General features: G+C 41.4%; 17 protein-coding genes. 7 read left to right on the top strand and 10 right to left on the bottom strand.

Features of this window, described 5'->3' with window-relative positions; translation table 11 throughout:
* Window positions 1-8: 8 nt before the first annotated feature.
* Window positions 9-500: a YcxB family protein gene (locus tag ACJAZP_RS10150; RefSeq protein ID WP_415230624.1), complete on the bottom strand. Its 492-nt coding sequence runs from the start codon at window positions 498-500 to the stop codon at window positions 9-11.
* A 212-nt stretch (window positions 501-712) separates the two neighbouring features.
* Here ACJAZP_RS10150 and ACJAZP_RS10145 point away from each other — a divergent pair, with 212 nt between their 5' ends.
* Window positions 713-1,891, top strand: coding sequence for a cystathionine beta-lyase (locus ACJAZP_RS10145; RefSeq protein ID WP_415230623.1), 1,179 nt, complete (start codon window positions 713-715; stop codon window positions 1,889-1,891).
* A 128-nt stretch (window positions 1,892-2,019) separates the two neighbouring features.
* On the opposite strand, the gene ACJAZP_RS10140 is transcribed toward ACJAZP_RS10145, so the two are convergent.
* Window positions 2,020-2,985, bottom strand: coding sequence for a glucosaminidase domain-containing protein (locus ACJAZP_RS10140; protein WP_415230622.1), 966 nt, complete (start codon window positions 2,983-2,985; stop codon window positions 2,020-2,022).
* Between the two features lie 327 nt (window positions 2,986-3,312).
* Window positions 3,313-3,891, bottom strand: coding sequence for a thymidine kinase (locus ACJAZP_RS10135; RefSeq protein ID WP_415230621.1), 579 nt, complete (start codon window positions 3,889-3,891; stop codon window positions 3,313-3,315).
* Window positions 3,892-4,155: 264 nt separating this feature from the next.
* Here ACJAZP_RS10135 and ACJAZP_RS10130 point away from each other — a divergent pair, with 264 nt between their 5' ends.
* Window positions 4,156-5,283 carry a site-2 protease family protein gene (locus tag ACJAZP_RS10130; protein WP_415230620.1) on the top strand — a complete coding sequence of 376 codons (1,128 nt, stop codon included), beginning with the start codon at window positions 4,156-4,158 and terminating at the stop codon, window positions 5,281-5,283.
* Window positions 5,284-5,381: 98 nt separating this feature from the next.
* Here ACJAZP_RS10130 and ACJAZP_RS10125 read toward each other — a convergent pair whose 3' ends face one another.
* Both ACJAZP_RS10125 and ACJAZP_RS10120 read right to left on the bottom strand, forming a co-directional pair.
* A complete protein-coding gene (locus tag ACJAZP_RS10125; protein WP_415230619.1) occupies window positions 5,382-6,386 on the bottom strand; it encodes an OmpA family protein in 1,005 nt (334 codons plus the stop codon).
* A gap of 527 nt (window positions 6,387-6,913) precedes the next feature.
* Window positions 6,914-8,743 carry an ABC transporter ATP-binding protein gene (locus ACJAZP_RS10120; protein WP_415230618.1) on the bottom strand — a complete coding sequence of 610 codons (1,830 nt, stop codon included), beginning with the start codon at window positions 8,741-8,743 and terminating at the stop codon, window positions 6,914-6,916.
* A gap of 294 nt (window positions 8,744-9,037) precedes the next feature.
* Here ACJAZP_RS10120 and ACJAZP_RS10115 point away from each other — a divergent pair, with 294 nt between their 5' ends.
* From ACJAZP_RS10115 to ACJAZP_RS10100, 4 genes are all read left to right on the top strand, one after another.
* Entirely contained in the window at window positions 9,038-9,229 is a 192-nt protein-coding gene (locus ACJAZP_RS10115) for a hypothetical protein (RefSeq protein ID WP_415230617.1), read from the top strand.
* 73 nt (window positions 9,230-9,302) lie between these two features.
* Complete coding sequence (locus ACJAZP_RS10110) at window positions 9,303-10,310, top strand: adenosine deaminase (protein ID WP_415230616.1); 1,008 nt, start codon at window positions 9,303-9,305, stop codon at window positions 10,308-10,310.
* Window positions 10,311-10,397: 87 nt separating this feature from the next.
* Window positions 10,398-11,423, top strand: coding sequence for an acyltransferase (locus ACJAZP_RS10105; protein ID WP_415230615.1), 1,026 nt, complete (start codon window positions 10,398-10,400; stop codon window positions 11,421-11,423).
* A gap of 191 nt (window positions 11,424-11,614) precedes the next feature.
* A complete protein-coding gene (locus ACJAZP_RS10100; RefSeq protein WP_415230614.1) occupies window positions 11,615-12,535 on the top strand; it encodes a DUF368 domain-containing protein in 921 nt (306 codons plus the stop codon).
* Window positions 12,536-12,659: 124 nt separating this feature from the next.
* Here the strand turns inward: ACJAZP_RS10100 and nhaD are convergent, their stop codons facing one another.
* From nhaD to cmoA, 5 genes are all read right to left on the bottom strand, one after another.
* Window positions 12,660-14,087, bottom strand: coding sequence for a sodium:proton antiporter NhaD (gene nhaD, locus ACJAZP_RS10095; protein ID WP_415230613.1), 1,428 nt, complete (start codon window positions 14,085-14,087; stop codon window positions 12,660-12,662).
* Window positions 14,088-14,263: 176 nt separating this feature from the next.
* Window positions 14,264-15,208 (bottom strand): transporter substrate-binding domain-containing protein, encoded by a 945-nt coding sequence (locus ACJAZP_RS10090; RefSeq protein ID WP_415230612.1) that lies wholly within the window; start codon window positions 15,206-15,208, stop codon window positions 14,264-14,266.
* Between the two features lie 430 nt (window positions 15,209-15,638).
* Entirely contained in the window at window positions 15,639-16,232 is a 594-nt protein-coding gene (locus tag ACJAZP_RS10085; protein WP_415230611.1) for a CoA pyrophosphatase, read from the bottom strand.
* Window positions 16,233-16,315: 83 nt separating this feature from the next.
* The gene (gene cmoB, locus ACJAZP_RS10080; protein ID WP_415230610.1) at window positions 16,316-17,302 is read right to left on the bottom strand and encodes a tRNA 5-methoxyuridine(34)/uridine 5-oxyacetic acid(34) synthase CmoB; all 987 of its coding nucleotides are present in this window, start codon (window positions 17,300-17,302) and stop codon (window positions 16,316-16,318) included.
* A gap of 264 nt (window positions 17,303-17,566) precedes the next feature.
* Window positions 17,567-18,295, bottom strand: coding sequence for a carboxy-S-adenosyl-L-methionine synthase CmoA (gene cmoA / locus ACJAZP_RS10075; RefSeq protein ID WP_415230609.1), 729 nt, complete (start codon window positions 18,293-18,295; stop codon window positions 17,567-17,569).
* Window positions 18,296-18,452: 157 nt separating this feature from the next.
* Between cmoA and aspS the strand changes: the two genes are divergently transcribed.
* On the top strand, window positions 18,453-20,231 hold the full coding sequence (gene aspS / locus ACJAZP_RS10070; protein ID WP_415230608.1) for an aspartate--tRNA ligase: 1,779 nt from the start codon (window positions 18,453-18,455) through the stop codon (window positions 20,229-20,231).
* Window positions 20,232-20,374 lie beyond the last annotated feature (143 nt).

Below are 20,374 nucleotides of genomic sequence, written 5' to 3'. Positions count from 1 at the left end.
TGATGATATTACTGCTTCTCTATGACAGCTTCCGCAACTTTTAACTTGATCAATGCAATCGCCTGTTCATTTAAGCTGGCTTTTGAGAGGTAATTTTTAGCACCGTTTTGGAGCAGCAGCATAATACCTTTCGGGGTTTCGACCCACTGTTTAACCTCATCCCAGAGCAGTTCACTGTTGTGATGTAAACTTTCTGTTTTTACCCCCCGTTCGCTGATCGTTAAAGTCACGGTATTATGAGAATTTTTGCTCCACATTTGTCTCATTAACCACCATGCGCGGCGATAACGGAAACTGAAATACTCAACAAAAGAGAGGGACATGATAAACAAACCCACTGTTTTTTGTTGGTTGCCAAGGATAATAATTGCACCGCCTGCTATAAGCAGAAAGACCATCAATTTATATCTCAGAGCAGGTTTCCCCGCTACTAATAATGACTGATCAAAACATTCTTCAAAATGTTCACGGCTGAGCACAAATGTTGACTGAAATAACATGGTTAAGACCTTAATAAAAAATAGCCTGCAAATTATATAAGATAATTGTCCATGGCGTTGTAATAAATTTGCTGGTCTGCTGATTGTGCCATCATAAGCTGCTTAGCTAAGTTATCGTGTAAATGGAATTTTTTCTTCTAAGCGATGACTTTATTATCACTGCTAAATGCTAGTATAGTAACAACTTGGGATATTTACGGATGGAAATCAAGATGGAAAAAGAAACACAAATTGTATGTTTAGGACGCGATAAAAAATGGACAAAAGGAGTGGTTAATCCTCCGGTAGTTCGGGCTTCGACGATGTTATTTGATACTATGGATGAGATGCGTTTTGCCGCAAAAAACAAAACCAACGGCGAAATGTTTTATGGGCGCCGCGGCGGACCGACTCACTTTGCTTTTCAGGCGGCTATTGCCGAACTCGAAGGCGGTGTCGGCACTGCTTTATATCCTTCTGGTACCGCTGCGATCAGCAGTGTATTGATGTCTTTTTTAAAAGCGGGCGATCATTTGTTGATGCTCGATAACGCTTACGAGCCAACGCGTGCTTTATGTGATAGTTTGCTGGCCGGGTTTGGTATCGAAACAACTTATTATGATCCGTTAATTGGCGCCGGAATCAGTGAGTTAATTCGACCTAATACTAAAGTATTGTTTCTTGAATCACCTGGCTCAATCACCATGGAAATTCAAGATGTACCCACATTAAGCCGTATTGCCCATGAACATAATATGATAGTCATGTTAGATAATACCTGGGCTTCTCCTATCAATTCACGTCCCTTTGAGATGGGCGTTGATATCTCCATTCAAGCAGCGACTAAATACATAGTCGGTCATTCTGATGTCATGATGGGCACCGCCACGGCGAATAGCCAGTATTGGCCAACGCTGCGTGAAAACAGTTATTTACTGGGTCAATGTACTTCGCCAGACGACGTTTATTTAGCCAGCCGGGGATTACGTACTCTGGGTGTGCGTATGGCGCAACATGAAAAAAATGCGCTTACTGTTGCCAATTGGTTAGCAACTCGTCCTGAAGTTGATCACCTGCGCCACCCTGCCTTTGCAAGTTGCCCTGGTCATGAATTTTTCAAACGCGATTTTAGTGGCAGTAACGGTTTATTTTCATTTGTTTTAAAAGAGGGCGATCTGCAGTCGGTCACCGCTTTAGTTGAGAATATGCGCTATTTCAAAATGGGTTTCTCATGGGGCGGTTTTGAGAGTCTTATTCTGGGCGTATTTGGTATTGATAAGATACGAACGGCTACCCAGTGGGATACAAGCAAACCACTGATTCGCCTGCATGTTGGGCTGGAAAATGTAGATGATCTGATTGCTGATTTAGAAGCCGGATTTGAACGAATGAATAAAGTATTGGCTAAATAAGAGCTCGATATGCGCCTGCGGGTAACAAAGTAAGCGCCTGCTGATGCCTGTAACATAAGATATGCGCAGTTAACTAAGCGCGCATATCTTATTCAATACCCAATTGACTCTTTTTATACTGCTGGGCACTATTCTTCGCTGGTTAAATGAACCAATCTATTATCGGCTAAATAGCCGTTATCAACAAATTGCAGGTTGTTATAACGGATCATTTCACGTAAACCATCAATATAGTCTTGACCACGTTCTGAATATTTACCCAATGTATCGACTAATGCCAGACCGGTTATTTTTTGATGCTTAGCGCGTAGTTGTGCGCGTACAACGTGTAATTTATGATAAGCGTCATTGGTGTTGATATTAAGCATATAACCTTTAACGGACGCCAACGGGCTGTCAAAACGCGCTACGCCATAATTTCCCAGCGCTTTGCGTTGCTGCTTAGGTTTCATGCCATCGCCGCTGAAATCCCACTGCCCAAAAAAAGCATTACCTTCATTTGCGAAACGGGAGGTACCCCAGCCACTTTCTTCGGCTGCCTGTGCGAGCGCAAGGGAGGGTGGTAAAATATCAACTTTCTTCAATAAGGTCTGACGCATAGTGATGGTTATTGTGTTGCTTTTATTTTTTATCAGACGATATTTAAGGGCGATTTGTTTCAGTTCGAGTGAATTTAACGCCGCGTGTTTGACAATCTCACGCTCACGGATAATATTTTCATTGGCCATTAAAATCAAGGGTGCCATCAGGCGGAAAAAGAGTGATTTTTTAGTTTCGACAGGAAGATTTTGAGAATCTTCTTGCCAGTCATCGGTCATCTTTTCAAAGGTGATACGTGGTAATTCTCTTTGACCTTGTTCCCAATCTTCACTGCTGTACTGATATTTATCAAATAATGTATCCAATTCATGCAATGAGGTAATACTGATTTCAATAGGCTCTGTTGGTTGTGGTTTTATATTAACCATCGCGCTTTGTATTTTTATTTTTATTTTTGGTTTTGTCAGGGGAAGATTTTGTGTTGAGCATCCGCTTATTATCAGCGCTGTGATGATAGCCAATACGCAGCTTATACGGTAAAAGTTTTTTTTCATGCGAGCTGATCCTAAGGATAATTGATGTTAGGTTTTGCTAATGCGCGTGATCCTTCAAACGGCTTGTTTATTATTTGCGCTGTTATTTAAGCTGTTATTTAAGCTTTTATTTAAGCCCTAATGGTAAATTTTAACTGATTTTTGTGAACTGAAGGGGGGTTTTTATATTACCGAGCATCTACTAAGGGGGGGATTTGCTCACAAGGTGATCTTAATGAGCGATGAAACAGGTGCGAATCTTTTAGGTCGTTTAATTAAAGGCTAGATCAGCAGAGCTGTCCTAAATGCCGGCTAAATCTGCTGATATTGCAGTTAAATAGAGGAAATTTAATCCCATAGAAAAACCCGGAAGTGTTTTCGGCAGACTGATTCATAGCTTTCATTACCGCCAATCTCAACCTGTGCGCCTTCGGAGATAGGCTTACCCTGTTTATCCAGCCTTAATACCATATTCGCTTTACGGCCGCAGTGGCAGATGGTTTTTAACTCAACCAGTTTATCGGCCCAAGCCAGCAGATAGTGGCTACCGGTAAATAATTCACCTTGAAAGTCGGTTTTAATGCCGTAACACAAAACAGGAATTGATAACTTATCAACGATCCAGGTTAACTGTTTTACCTGCTCTTTAGTGAGAAATTGTGCTTCGTCAATTAACACACAATGCTGCTGCTCTGCCCGATGTGCTATCTCTATCATGGTAGCCAAATTATCATCGTCACAGAACATCTGCGCGTCACACTCAATCCCTAGTCTCGACGCTACTTTCCCAACACCGGCACGATTATCAATGCTTGGCGTCATCACCAAGCATTGCATACCACGCTCGCGGTAATTATAGGCGGATTGTAATAAAGAGGTTGATTTACCGGCATTCATGGTCGAATGATAAAAATAGAGCTGCGCCACGGAGAGCTTCCTTATTGGGGAGAAAAATAAAGTATAAAGAAGTGTAATAGCAGATGATAGCACGCTTTTTTTATTCATTTTTCTGTTGTTTGTTAATACATCGCAAAATTAATGGCGCTGATAATAACATTCTGTTTGTCGAATTGATTGTTTATTTTCAGCGATCATCGGCATTTAAGAGCGCATTTTTTGCTGTGGGTTGCCCTTGTGTTGTTGTTCAATGAAGGCATAATATGACTATCTTCAACAAACGAGAAACGCCTAGTGGAACTGCTACAACTTGAACATTTTGGAAAAATATTAAGACTAGAGGGCTCCCTTGCCGGGTGGCAAGAGCTGTATTGGGGAGATAGTTTAGTCTCGCAGCTAAGCGCCACCGAAAACCAAAACGCCAAATCGAGTCATCATTTTGAACTGTATAATCAAGTGTCACAGGCTGTCGCGTCTGATCAACCGGGCGGTGAAAATGCGCAACAATCGATAAAATGTCAACTCGCCATTGATTTAAACTGGCAGCCCTTCGCTATTGAATATCAGTTAATGATCGATGGCAGTGTCGTTGATCAGGGCAGTCGCAACAGTAAAGATATCGAGCAGCAAGTCCCAATAAAAAAAGTGCAGATTAAAAAGAAATTTAGTTCCGTTGGGCTTTTCTCATTAGCCATTAAATTATTTAAAAGTGCCAAATTATTTAAAGTTATCCTGGCCGGCGCGAGCCTTGCCGCCTATAGCTGGTTTTTCTCCTGGCAGTTTGCTCTGTCATTATTAGGCTGCCTAGTATTTCATGAGTATGGTCATATTCGTGCGATGCAGTATTTTTCCATGAAAACCAAGGGCATTTACCTGATCCCTTTTTTTGGCGGACTGGCGGTTAGCGATGATAAAATTAATACACGCTGGCAGGATGTGGTTATCTCCATTATGGGGCCGACCTTTGGTTTGCTGATGTCGATTGTTTCTCTGCTGCTTTATTGGTCTACGGATATTACGTTTTTTGCCGGACTTGCTGTTTTTAACAGCCTTCTAAATCTTTTTAACCTGCTGCCAATTTTACCATTGGATGGCGGCCATATTCTAAAAAGCATCAGCTTTTCAATCAATAGCAAGCTCGGGTTGGTGGTCTGCATGTCAGCTGCTGCGCTGGGCGTATTGGTTAGTTACAGTTTAGGATTAGCCTTATTAGGATTTTTATTATTAATTGGTAGTGTAGAAATTATGATGGAGTGGCGCGGTCGTCATCAAAGTCATCTGCTGCCACTGGATCGTTACGGGCAAATTTTTTCAACGGCCTGGTATCTGTTAACCGTTGCTGCCTTTATTGCTATCATTGTCTATTTTGCAGATTCCCCTGAACAGATTCTGGCATTACCGATGAAAATATTAGGGAGTTAGGCAACTAGTGATTATTAACGCGTAAAAAAGTCGATCTGTTTTACAGCAGATCGACTGGCTTGCGCTTTGATTAAACTTAATAAGTTAAGTGTGAATATTTATTTTTGTATTGTTAAGCCGGGTGTATATACGGATACTCGACGGTTTAACGCTTGCCCTTCTGTGGTTGCATTAGTGGCTTTTGGCTCTAGTTCTCCGCGACCACTTTCCTTGATACGGCTTTTATCAATAGCAAAGTGAGTCGCTAGGTAATCAGCAACTAATGCAGCACGCTGCTCAGATAATTTTTGATTATAAGCTTCCGGGCCGCGACTATCAGTATGACCGACAACGATTAACTCTGATTCCGGGTAGTTAATGAGATGCTGTGCAATTGGCGCTAATTGGTCGATATATTGCGGCGCTAACTGATCACTGTTAAACGCGAAGGGCAGTTCAACGGTCAACGGCTCAATCTTGATCATTTTTTGTGGTTCTGCTGCCATCACAACAACGGGTTCAGCAGCAACCATTGCTATCGGCTCAGGGGCTCCCCAACTATAAACCAGGCTGACACCATAAAAATGTGTATCCCAGTTAGTATTGACCCCTGAATCTTTAAGTTCCAGATCATGATAGTATTGGTACTCAAGGCGTGCAGAAACATTTTTATTGAAAAAGTATTCAACACCGGCACCCGTAGTCGGAATCAGCCCTTCATCGTTAGCAGTACTTACCCCATCTTTGCCATCAGCAAAGTAGTAAAATCCACCGGCCTTAGCGAAAACAGCAAGGTCATCGGTTGCGTGCCAAGTGAATTTACTGACAAGATCGATACCTTGCAGTTCAACTGAGTTATTATGTGCAATCTCAGCTTCACCCAGGTAGGTGTAACCCGTTTCCACAGCAAACCATGATGAGTAGTTGTAACCTACAAAAACACCGCCCGCAATATCATTTTTATCTTGCTCATTTTCTTTCCATTCATTATTTGCAAAATCACTATAGTGAGCGCCACCCAAGCGGGCACCAGCATACCAGGGGTTTTCAGTCAGTTCAGATGCTGCAGTTGCTGCACCGGAGACCAGTAATGCCAATGGAAGCATGTATTTTATTTTAGACATAGTTATATCCTTGTAGTGTTTTATGGTTTTATGGTTTTATAGTTTTATGGTTTTATAGTTATGATGTTTTTTTGCCATGCTTATAAAGTTCTAGAAGATTTTTTGTTTTTTAGCAACTTTCTTTTATTTTCACTTTTTTATGTTACATAACCCACACTTTCTCGTAACAATTGGATAATAAATCAATAATAGCGTTTGGTAAATTTAATTTTTGATGATTGTATTTGCCGCAATAGAAAAAGTGAAATGGAAGTCAGATTCCATCTGCAAGAAAGGACTGACAATAAATCGGTGGCGTTAACGGATTGCTGGGGGAGAGGATAGAAGGTAGATCTTGTGCCGCACACTTAACTACATAAATTAACTACATAAATTAACTACATAAGTTAGTTAGCTACATCAATAAGCTAAAAGCGCTTTATTCTTCGTTGCGAGGTGTTTACTTAGGGTAATCAAGCCGCATACTTCGCGGCGTGATTAAAACGCTTTTATGACCAACAAAATCAACCATTATAGAGAAACAGGTGCTAATCCATTCCTAAAAATCCACCGGTTTGATGAGCCCAAAGCTGTGCATAAATACCATGCCCTTGAATCAGCTCCTGGTGCGTACCCTGCTCAATTATTTTCCCTTCATCTAAGACAATTAACCTGTCCATCGCGGCGATAGTGGATAGGCGATGAGCAATGGCGATCACGGTTTTGCCCTGCATCAAGTTATACAAACTTTCATTGATTGCGGCTTCGACTTCTGAGTCCAGCGCAGAGGTTGCTTCATCTAAAACCAGAATGGGCGCATCTTTGAGTAATACGCGAGCGATGGCAATGCGTTGGCGTTGGCCGCCGGAAAGTTTTACGCCACGTTCACCGACTTGCGCATCATAACCTGTGTTGCCGGTATTATCGGTTAAGCTTAAAATAAATTCATGGGCCTGTGCGCGTTTGGTGGCTTTTATCATATCTTCTTCAGTGGCGTCAGGACGACCGTAAAGAATATTTTCACGAATCGAGCGGTGCAATAAAGAGGTGTCCTGCGTCACCATGCCGATTTTAAAACGTAAACTTTCCTGCTGAACGTCGTTAATGTTCTGCTCATCAATGGTAATCCGGCCTTTTTCAACATCATAAAAACGCAGCAGTAAGTTGACTAAAGTAGATTTTCCTGCGCCGGAACGTCCTACTAAGCCTATTTTTTCACCTGCTTTTATTTGTAGATTAAGATCCGTGAGAATACCTTTTTCTTCGCCATAATTAAAACTGACATTATCAAAATGTATTGCACCATGGTCAACCGTCAGGGGTTTTGCCTCTTTTTTATCTTCTATAATATTAGGTTTTGCCAGCGTTGACATGCCATCGGTCACCGTGCCGATATTCTCAAAGAGTGAGCTTATTTCCCACATTATCCATTGCGACATACCATTTAAACGCAGCGCTAAGCTTATTGCGATCGCAATGGCGCCAATAGTGATCGCGCTTTGCATCCATAATCCGATGGCCAGCGCTGTAATAACAAAGGCCAAAATATAATTTGAAACCTGGACGCTGACATTAATCCAGGTAACTAAACGCATCTGCCGGTAAACGGTATCTAAAAAGCTTTTCATTCCCTGTTTTGCATAGGCGGACTCGGCATCCGTATGGGCAAAGAGTTTCACCGTTGAGATATTGGTATAACTGTCAACAATACGGCCGGTCATAGTGGATCGCGCATCGGCCTGCTCAGTGGCTATTTTTCTTAACTTCGGCAGAAAATGAGTTTGCAGCATGACATAAATAACCAACCAGATAAGCATCGGAATTGCCAGCCGAATATCGGCCCTGGCGAGCATCACCACCATAGAAATAAAATAAACCGTGATATAAACCATTACATCGAGCAGTTTCATTACCGTTTCTCGAACGGCTAACGCGGTCTGCATCACTTTAGTTGCAATACGACCGGCAAAATCATCCTGATAAAATGAGATACTTTGTTTAAGCAGATAACGATGCGCAAACCAGCGAATAGACATCGGATAGTTACCGAGTAAAACCTGATGCACAACTAATGAATGAAAGAGAATAAGTAACGGAATAATCACCAGTACCATAATTGACATAGACAGTAATGTGCCGCTTTCGTCGCTTAATAGGGTTTCTGGATTTTTAGTAATTAACCAGTCAACGAGTTTTCCCATAAAACCAAATAACTGCACCTCAAGAATGGCTAATAAAGCGGTTAAAACCGTCATTAATACCAGTGGTATTTTATAACCATTTGTATAATAAAGACAAAAAGCCAGAAGTGTATTGGGAGGCTGCTTGGGCTCTGCGTCATTGAGTGCGGGGACTATTTTTTCGAAAAAGTTAAACATCTGGTTACCTTATGGTTGTTCTATACCCTGCAACTTACCAATTTGTAAATTTGTTACTTTATAAATCAGAAAAACAGTAAGTGAAATGAGTGGCGCTTGAGTTTACACTATGTGCCCTTTATAAGGGTGGAATTTAGTCTTTTCAATTGAATTTTTATAATATATTGGTCAAATAAAACCGCATCATTTTTGAGGGTAAATTTAAGGGTAGCTGTTTTCATGAGATATAAAATAACAGTTTCATTTGTGATTTTAGCTAATGATATTAATCACTTTTTAATAGGAAAGTAAGGGATGAATAAAAAAAACATTTTCTTGCTGGTCATTTTAAGCGTTGTACTCACGGCCTGCGGGCAGGAAAAACAGCAACAAATTATTATCCCGCAGACTCAATTGGATGTTTTGCACAAGGCAAACACATTAGAAGATGATTTATTAAAAAATAAGCAGGAACAAGAGTCAAAACTTAAAGCGTTAGGTTTGTAATAATGGATACCCAAATCATGTGAAAATGTATCTTCGAGTGATTTGGAAATAAATAGATAAGGTTATGGGAAATATGTCAGAGATAAATTTTGATTGGTTAAATAAATTACCGAAAGTTGAATTACACCTGCATTTAGAGGGCAGTTTAGAGCCGCAGTTGATGTTTGCACTGGCAAAACGTAATAGTGTGGATCTTCCCTATAAGTCGCTTGAGCAGGTGCAGGAAGCCTATCAATTTAATAATTTGCAGGATTTTTTGAATATTTATTATCAAGGCGCAGAGGTATTGCTGCTTGAGCAGGATTTTTATGATTTGACCTGGGCTTATTTAAGCAAATGTCAGCAACAAAATGTACTGCACGTTGAACCTTTTTTTGATCCGCAAACTCATACAGCACGGGGTATTGATTTTTCAACCGTTATCAATGGGATAAACCGTGCCTTAGTTGATGGAGAGAGTAAATTAGGTATCAGCAGTGAATTAATACTGTGTTTTTTACGCCATCTTAGCGAGGACGATGCTTTAATTACATTACAACAGGCCGTTCCTTATTTAGATAAACTCAAGGCAGTTGGTTTAGACAGCTCGGAAAAAGGACATCCGCCGGAAAAATTCAGCCGAGTATTTGCCAAAGCACGGGAACTGGGCTTATTAACCGTCGCTCATGCGGGTGAAGAGGGGCCTGCTGAGTATATCTGGACGGCGCTTAATGATTTACAGGTATCGCGCGTTGATCATGGCGTGAGTGCCACTTCTGACCAGGCACTGCTGGCGCATTTAATCACCACTGGAATGCCGCTAACGATTTGCCCGTTATCCAATACCAAGTTGAAGGTATTTTCTGATATGTCTGAACATACTGTTTTAGAGATGTTGGAACTTGGCGTTTGTGTGACGGTCAATTCCGATGATCCCGCCTATTTTGGTGGTTACATGACCGAAAACTTTGTCGCCTTAGCCGATTCATTAGCCATGACCAAAGCACAGGCAAAACAGTTAGTGAGTAACAGTATCAAAAGCAGTTTTATTTCGCTGGAGTCTAAAGACAAGTTGCAGCAGATACTTGCCGATTATATTTAAAGATGATGCACTTATCGGTGATTGCCTGTACCGCTGAATCTGTTCATTTTAATTTCATCAGAAAATTATTATAAAAGAAGGTAAATAATGAAGCAAAAACGTCCGGCTATTTTTTACCTTGATTTGCTGCGCTGCGTGGCTTCATTTGCGGTGGTTGCCATTCATGTTTTAGGGCCTTTCCGCTATCTCTATGGGGAAATCCCTGACTCCGACTGGTTAGCTGCAATGGGCATTAATAGCGCCACTCGTTGGGCGGTACCGGTATTTATAATGATCAGTGGTGCGTTATTGCTCTCCAGCGACAGGCATTTTAACTGTGAACATTACCTCAGCAAACGTTTAGCCAAAGTCGCTATTCCATTTGTCGGCTGGAGTTTTATTTACGCTTTTGTTGGCGGTTTTGTTGCGGGCAGCTGGTCAAGTGACCTGACCATGAAAATGATTGAAAACTCAGCCAATGAGCCAGTTTGGTATCATTTGTGGTTTTTTTATGATTTTCTTCCTTTGTATTTTGTTATTCCTTTTTTAGCGCCGTTATTAAAAAAAATCAGCCCGGAATTGAGTAAACTTATCGTTATTATTTTGCTGCTGCTGTTTTTAATGAATTGGTTAAAAGTAGAAAGCTTTTTACGGCAAAACCTTGTTTTATATACGGGGTACTTGATTCTTGGCTGGTATCTGTATAATCGCGATAATTCAAAGGAACTCAAATACTGGCTGATTGCCGGTGTGTCTATGCTGCTGCTGAACTTTTTCGGATCCTGGCAGTTAGCGCTTGAAAACGGACAATACAGCAGTTTTTATATGGGTTATAAAACTCTAAATACGGTATTAATTGCGGCCATGCTGTTTGTGCTTGCACAAAGATATGCGAATAAAATCCGCGGTAAACTGCGTATGCTGATTTCGGTTATTGCAAAATACAGCCTGGGTATTTATTTGTTACATCCCCTCTTACTTATTCCGGTGCGTGATTTAGATAATGGCTATTACGCCTGGTTTGGCTCAAATTGGTTAGCTATCCCGATCATTGCCCTGGTGGTCATGTTGCTGTCATTATTGTGCACCATCTTACTAGCTAAGGTTCCTTTTTTTAAGCGCTTGGTACCATAATCCGCTAATACAGAGGGATTAAAAACATCATCAGCTCTGCGTGTGGAAGCGATGCACTGTGGGTTATTAACTGGAAATCACTGTGCATAAAATTTACTATTAACGGGGCCGGATAAAAGTGCTGTAGTATCAGCGTTTTTTATGCTCGAATTATTCTATTGTCAGTGGTTTTTTAAAGTAAGGTTCTGTAAATGAAACATTTTTTCGGTATTTTTTTACGTGGGTTGGCAATGGGGGCTGCGGATGTTGTACCCGGTGTTTCCGGGGGGACCATTGCATTTATTACGGGTATTTATTCTGAGTTATTACACAGTCTCAGCAGCTTTAATCTGCAGTTTATTAAAACATTAAAAAATCAAGGGATTAAAGCTGCATGGTTGCATATCAACGGGAATTTTTTAGTTAGCCTGGGGTTAGGTATTATCGTTAGTATCCTCTCTTTAGCGCGACTGGTTACCTATCTGCTAGACGCCCACCCACTATTAGTCTGGTCTTTTTTCTTTGGTCTTATTCTGGCCTCCAGTATTTTTGTATTACGGCAAATACAGGGCTGGACAGTTGTAGGTTTTATACTGTTGATTACCGGCATTGTGTTAGCGGTTGCCATTGGGCAGCTGCGTCCTGCCGAAGTGGTTGCAAGTAATGCTTATATCTTTATGGCCGGTGCGATTGCGATATGCGCAATGATCTTACCGGGTATTTCAGGGAGTTTTATTCTTTTACTGCTGGGTGTTTATAGCCACGTATTAGGCGCGGTTAAAGACCTGGATGTGACAACGCTGGCGTTATTTGGTGGTGGTTGTATTGTCGGTTTACTGAGTTTTGTGAGGCTTTTGACCTGGTTACTGGATCATTATCGTCAAGCGGTTATTGCGTTGTTAGCGGGATTTATTGCCGGATCTTTATATTTGGTGTGGCCCTGGAAAGAGGTTTTATCCGTTTATACCGACTCACACGGCATTGAAAAACCACTGACGCAAGCTAATGTGCTACCGGCTGATTTTGAGCTGCTAACGGGTCACTCTGCACAGCTTTTCGCCTGTATATTGTTAATGATTTCAGGTTTGCTGGTGGTTTTTGCACTGGAAAAATTGGGTAAGAAAAAAGCATAAATTCGGCTTAATCTGTTCATTATCCATCATTCGTTATTCGTTATTCGTTATTCGTTATTCATTATTTAAAAGGCGGTAAATTTATTTGACCGCCTTTTTAGTTCTTTTGGTGTTAGTTATTGAGTTAAAATAAATGCTGATTTAACCACAGGTGGCAGGCAATGCCGGCAACGTAACCAAGCAAAATAACCGGTGCCCAGCGTAAGTGTCCGACAAAGGTATAACTGCCGCGCGCATGCCCCATCAGTGCAACACCCGCAGCGGATCCGATTGATAACAAACTGCCGCCGATACCGGCTGTCAGTGTGACCAATAACCATTGTCCTAAGACCATATCCGGCTGCATGGTTAAAACCGCAAACATAACCGGGATATTATCGATAACCGCACTCAATAACCCTACGGCAACATTGGCATAGGTAGGATCCCATTGGGTATACATAACAGTCGATACCAGTTCCAGATAACCTATATATCCCAGACCGCCGACACACATCACCACGCCATAAAAGAATAACAGCGTATCCCATTCGGCTTGAGCGACCCGGTTAAAGACATCAAAAGGCACCACATGGCCCAGATAATGCAGTCTTTCATTGTCGCCAATGGCAATCGCGCAGGCTCTTTTTTTGGCAAGACTTGAGGCTAATGTCTGGCGTAAAAAATAGCCAAAAAATTGCAAATATCCTAAACCCATCATCATGCCCAATACCGGCGGCAGATTAAATAAACTAAAACTCGCGACAGCGGTTGAAATAGTAAATAAAAACAGTGCGATGATCCGTTTGGCTCCGCGTTTTACTTCAACTCGCTCGGACGTATCACTGATTGGCCCCTTACCAATAAAGAATGACATAATTAATGCCGGCAGTATAAAACTGACCAGAGAGGGGATAAATAACACAAAAAACTGATCAAATCTTACTAACCCTTTTTGCCAAACCATCAGTGTGGTTATATCACCAAAGGGACTGAATGCACCTCCGGCATTGGCTGCTACCACAATATTGATACAAGCAAGATTAATAAACTGTTTTTTACCGGGGGCCACTTTGATAACCACCGCACACATCAGCAATGCTGTGGTTAAGTTATCGGCAATAGGGGAGATAAAAAAGGCTAATACACCCGTAAGCCAGAATAAATTGCGGTAAGATAAACGTTTATGGACTATCCAGCTGCGCAGAGCATCAAATAAACGGCGTTCTTCCATGGCGTTGATATAGGTCATGGCGACTAATAAAAACAGCAGTAATTCGGAATATTCCAGGAGGTTATGACGAAATGTCAGCTGCACCGTTTCAGCATCAGCGGTGCCATAAGTATGCCAGCCAATCGCCAGCCAAATTAAACCCGCGGCAACTAACACCGGTTTCGATTTCCGCATCTGCAGAACCTCTTCGCTCGCCACTAACATATAAGCGATAACAAAGATGATCAGTGCAAACCAGGCAACGGGCGTACCAACCATAGAGGTTGTGGATTGACTGGCCAGTGCGCTAAAACTGCTTAGAAATAACATTAAAGTAAATAGGATTCGAAATTTCACCATATTCTCCCGGTGGCTAATTAGTTAAGTGTTCATTTTTAATGTGTTTAAAGGATTAGTCGCTTAGTTTTTTGGAAATGCGGCTTATGCTGTGCTTTTAAGCGTAAAAAGCGACTTCCAAATAAACAATAACTCAATTATTTTTGCCTACTTGCTATGCAGGCCAATCAAAGGCCTTGCTAGCTTGCATGTTTCTGAGCTGTTTGTTTTTGTTCAAAATAGTCGGGATAAAAATTAAATATTTCCGGGTAGTGTTTTTTTACTATCTTGTTGAAGGTGCCATCTGCGCGGATTTTTTTTAAATAAGTATTAAAGGCCTGACGCAAGTGGGGGGAGCTTTTGGGAAAAACAGCCGCCATTCTCTGTGCTTCTGAAATCGGGCCAATCGCTTTAATTTCGCCAGACCAGGCCTGAAGGGCTGAAAGACCATCAACCACATCGACCAAAGTTGTTTCAGCATTATTTTGAATAATTAAAAGCACCATCTCATGTAGTTTTTGATCAGCTCGCGTATGTAAAACATGAGCACCGGCTGATTTTAAATCGTACAGAGCAGGATCCAGTGAAGAGTATTGTTTTCCTAAAACTTCGCGGCCATTAAGTTGCTCTTTTACCTTTTTTATATCATCAATAATAGAGCCGCTGGGAATAATAGGCTGCATAGTAGAATCAGAACGGGCAAATAACCAGATACCAGCAGGGAAATAGTCATCGGAAAAATCCACTATATTTTTACGCCAATCCAGAATAGTAGCACCGCCTGCGACTAGATCTCCCTTAATCTTTTGTCGTTTGCCAAAAACAATTTTATGATCAATATATTTTGCATTTTGACCCGTTAATAAGCCATACACATTGTCACTCTCACCTTGAACAAATTGGTATTCAACACCAAGATAAGCGGCAAAACCGCGTATTATGTCAACATCAAAGCCTGCTTCATTCAATTTTCCGTTTACCGGAGATATTGTTATAAAATTGGCATAGGGAACACCAATATGCCGTAATACACCTGCGGCTTTAACTTCATGTAAATCTCCTGCGACAACCCTGTCTGCGAAGAGGCTGAGGCAACTTAACAAAACTACTTGTAAGAGGCTCCGCATTTTTATATTTAATCCCATCTATCTTCCTTGAGTTATCATTCATTATTTTTTATATGGTTTAATTTTAACTTGGCTGAACCTTTTTATACCTGTTTAGCGGTTATTTTTGTGATTTTTATCCTTTTAATTTTAAATTCAGCGCCAACAACTGCTTTGGGAAAATATTTTTTAGCTTAATTATCAGTTTGCTAGAGAAGTTACGTTTTTTTATAGCAAATGTATTAAAGTTTGTGCAGGAAAAATTAACACTAGCAAGGCATAAGTTGCAGCAAGCGGTATGCTCCTTTTGAAAAATCGTCTAGCACTATTTTCAACTGTTATAGTTGGTTCCAAAGTGCTGAATAGCCGGATGTTTTGAACAAAACTCATCATACAGATTGCGTTAATTTTAACCATCAAGACTGAACACTTATTTGATGCATTTAGGCTTAATTAAAGCTTAACCTGATTAATGTGCCAAATGATCCTGCAGATTTTTAAGCATTTGCGCGGTAGCTCCCCAAATTAATCTGTTTTGGTAGGGAATGCAGTAAGTGAAAGGACGCTTTTTGTTGGCAAATAAAGAGTGCTTATAATAATTATTTGCATCTAACAGGTAGGAGAGAGGCACTTCAAAAATACTGCGAACTTCCTGCGGATCAATCAAGATAGTATGCTCATTGTCGACAAAACCAAGAAAAGGACTAATGATAAATCCGCTTATGGTTGGCAGTTCAGGCAATGAACCAAAGAGACTTACCTGACTCTGTAAAATACCGATCTCTTCTTCTGTTTCACGCAGGGCTGTTTGCTGTAAAGAGTGATCCGTTGCTTCATATCTGCCGCCGGGGAAACTAATTTGCCCCGGGTGGTGACGTAAATGTAAAGCTCGCTCGGTAAATATTAAATTTAGGCCATCCTGACGCTTTATGAAAGGTAACAAAACGGCGGCTTTTTTTAACCCTTGTCGGTTTAAATTTAAGGAAGCTTTATGACTGTGAGGATCACCAACGTTTTGTCTATTATGAAATAAAAAACGATTTAAAAATGTTTGTTTATCCATTCCAAGATACCTTTAAAATATTGAGTGTATTAAGCAAATGAGCGCATCATAAATATGCGCTAAATAGCATTCTACTTGTCTTTTTAACTGAGCACTTTTACGGCTTTCCTGGCAATCAATAATGCGCGTTTGGGAGCGGGGTGGCCTTCCACGGTTTTGCTCGGATCATTGGGATCTAAATAATCTTCCAGGGACTCATTGGTCATCCAGGCCGTACTGCGTTGCTCGCCGCTTAAGGTATCGTTAATATCGGCAATGCGCACATTCTCAAAACCGCACTTTTCGACCCACAGTTTTAACGCTGCTGCGCTGGGTAAAAACCAGATATTGCGCATTTTTGCATATCTGTCCTGGGGCACTAAAACCGCATTTTCATCTCCGCCAATAACCAGAGTTTCTAATACCAGCTCACCGCCTTCGACCAACTGATCCTGCAGCTGGGTAATATGATCCATGGGTGATTTTCTGTGGTATAAAACCCCCATTGAAAAGACCGTATCAAAAGCGCATAACTTAGGCAGTTCTTGAATACCTAAGGGTAATAAATGTACATTTTGCTCTTTATTGGCAAAATGGCGCACCGCTTCAAACTGGCATAAAAACAGCTCACTGGGATCAATGCCGACAACAAATTCAGCACCTTCACCGCGCATACGCCACATATGATAACCGCTGCCGCAACCCACATCTAAGACATAACGGTATTTAAGCGGGCTAATATGCGGCAGTAGCCGATCCCATTTCCAATCACTGCGCCACTCGGTATCAATATTAATACCGTGAATAGAAAAGGGGCCTTTGCGCCAGGGATGAAATTTTTGCAATAAATTTTCCAGTTTCTTGGTTTCACCCGTGGATAATTCAGTGGCAGATCCTATCTCGACCCGCTCCTTAAGCTCGATATGATCTGTTTTAATATCCGGAAACTTATTTAAGACTCGAATCCAACTGGCTAACTGGCCATGCACATGGGTATTTTCCCATTCATGTAACTGCATTGGCAGCGTGCGAAGCCAATGGCTTAAACGGTTTTTAGCGATGCAGCTGTAAAAGTTTGTAAAGTCGATCATGGACAACCCTGTAATGATTTTATGTTTATTTCCCCTTTTTAAAGGGTTATTTAATGCTGATTGTTAACCCTCATTTAAAGGGTTATTTAATGCTGATTGTTAACCCTCATTTAAAGGGTTATTTAATGCTGATTGTTAACCCCCGATTTAAAGGGTTATTTAATGCTGATTGTTAACCCTCATTTAAAGGGTTATTTAATGCTGATTGTTAACGCCCATTTAAAGGGTTATTTAATGCTGATTGTGAACCCCTCATTTAAAGGGTTATTTAATGCTGATGATTGAGCCGAAATTAAAATATTGGTACCAGAGATTGTTATGCTTAAATCCGGCTTTTTGTAAACGTGAGTAATGTTGTTCAACGGTATCGGCAATTAACACGTTATCCAATGATGCCCGTTTTTGGCTGATCTCAAGTTCGCTGTAACCCTGACTGCGTTTAAAATCTAAATGCAGGTCGTTTAATAGCTGGTGGTTCAGCGCATCTTCAAAAACAAATTTTTCCGACAGCACTAAAACCCCGCCGGGTAATAAACCATTATAGATATTAGTGAGCAGGCTTAAACGTTTCTCCGGGGTTAAAAACTGCAGGGTGAAATTTAGAATCACCACGGAGGCATTTTCAATGTGAATATTACAAATATCATCACATAATACCGAGACAGGCGTATCGGATTTATAGGCGTGAATATACTGCTCACAGCGTTCAACCATTTGCTGTGAGTTGTCCACCGCAATGATTCGGCATCCTTGTTTATTCAGTCCGCGACGCATCGACAGGGTTGCCGCGCCAAGCGAGCAGCCTAAATCGTAGAGATTACTGTTTTCAACGGCGCAGCGTTCGGTGATCATACCGATGCTGTTAATAATTGTTTCATAACCGGGCACCGAGCGTTTGATCATATCCGGGAATACCTGCACAACCTGCTCATCAAAACTGAATCCGTCGATCTGTGCGCGCCGTTTGCTATAGATATTGTCCGTTTTACTCATGTTAGTTTACCCGTTAGTTATGCATGGCGAGATGTTGCGCGGTATTTTACTTAAAATAATGCAGATGGTCATTTTTTTATTTAGCTGTGTTGCTATTAACTGTTTTCTTCTATAATGCTTGCATTATTTTTTATGATATTTAAAACAGGAATCGATAATGCGCACTATGTATTGTGGCGAAGTGACTGAAGCCGTCTTAGGTCAGGAAATTCAGTTAGTAGGTTGGATCAACAAACAACGTGATTTAGGCGGTGTTATCTTTTTAGATATGCGCGACCGTGCCGGCATCGTACAAGTGTTTTTTGATGCCGATACGCCTGTTGCTACGGCACTTGCTGCCACGGTGCGTAATGAATTCTGTATCCAAATTAAAGGCTTAGTTCGTGCACGTCCGGAAGGTCAAGTTAACAAAGATATGACCACCGGGGGGATTGAAATTCTCGGGCTTGAACTGGAAATATTAAACCGTTCAGAGCCGTTACCGCTTGACAGCAACCAACAGAACAGTGAAGAGCAGCGTTTACGTTACCGTTACCTGGATTTACGTCGCCCGGAAATGGCTAAACGGATGCAGTTCCGCGCCAAAGTAAGCAGTTTTGTGCGTCGTTTCCTTGATGATCAGGGGTTTTTAGACGTTGAAACGCCGATTTTGACCAAAGCAACACCGGAAGGTGCGCGTGATTATTTAGTGCCAAGCCGAACCCATAAAGGGAAATTCTTTGCATTGCCGCAATCTCCACAATTGTTTAAACAGTTATTAATGATGTCCGGTATGGATCGTTATTACCAAATCGTTAAATGTTTCCGTGATGAAGATTTACGTGCCGACCGCCAGCCTGAATTTACCCAAATAGATATTGAAACCTCCTTTATGAATGCGGATCAGGTGATGGAGATCACCGAAGAGATGATAGTGAAGCTTTTCAAAGAGATGCTCAGTGTTGATTTAGGCAGCTTCCCTAAAATGACCTACGCAGAAGCACTGCGTCGTTTTGGTAGCGATAAACCGGATCTGCGTATTGATTTTGAACTCTATGATGTTGCTGATTTAATGAAAGAAGTTGAATTTAACGTATTCTCCGGTCCTGCAAATGATGCCGACAGCCGGGTTGCCGTTATCTGTGTACCGGGTGGTGCAAAACTGTCGCGTAAAAACATTGATGAATACGGTAAATTTGTCACTATCTACGGTGCTAAAGGGCTCGCATGGATGAAAGTGAATGAAGTGGCTAAAGGTTTACAGGGTGTACAATCACCGGTCGCTAAATTCTTAAATGAAGAAATTGTCACGGAATTACTTAGCCGTACTGGTGCTAAAGACGGTGATATCATCTTATTTGGCGCCGATAAAGCGAATATTGTCAGCGAAGCTATCGGTGCATTACGTCTTAAAGTTGCACAAGATCTGGGACTGGTTAAAGATCAGTGGAAACCGCTTTGGGTTATCGACTTTCCGATGTTTGAACCGCTGGACAATGGCGACTTAACACCGCTGCACCATCCCTTTACCGCGCCGATTAATTTAACGGTTGAAGAGTTGGAGGCAAATCCTGTTGGCGCTATCTCCAATGCCTACGATATGGTCTTAAACGGTTGTGAACTCGGTGGCGGTAGTGTGCGTATTCATAAGCAGGACATGCAGGCGGCTATTTTCCGTATTCTAAATATCAGCGATGAAGAAGCTGAAGATAAATTCGGGTTCTTATTAGAAGCGCTTAAATACGGTACACCGCCGCATGCAGGTCTGGCATTTGGTTTGGACCGTTTAGTGATGTTAATGACCGGCACAAGCTCTATTCGTGACGTCATTGCTTTCCCTAAAACGGCTTCTGCTGCCTGTCCTTTAACCAATGCACCAAGTTTTGCTAATCCGGCTGTACTTGCTGAGTTAAATGTTGCGGTTGTTGCAGTGCCTAAGAAAGACGCGACTGAATAAAATAACCTTTTAGAAAATTTAAAGGGTTAAGAAAAGGGGGGATGGCAAAAGTCATCACCTCTTTTTTTTGTCTGTTGATTCAGCCGTCAGCCGTCAGCCGTCAGTTCTCAGCTTCGATCTTTTAGTCTTTAGCCTTCCAGCTT

Origin of the sequence: Psychromonas sp. (genome assembly GCF_047632955.1) — a bacterium.
In the GTDB taxonomy this organism is placed as follows: Bacteria; Pseudomonadota; Gammaproteobacteria; order Enterobacterales; family Psychromonadaceae; genus Psychromonas.
Note: the sequence above shows the minus strand (reverse complement) of the source record. Positions and strands in the feature narration are given on the sequence as shown.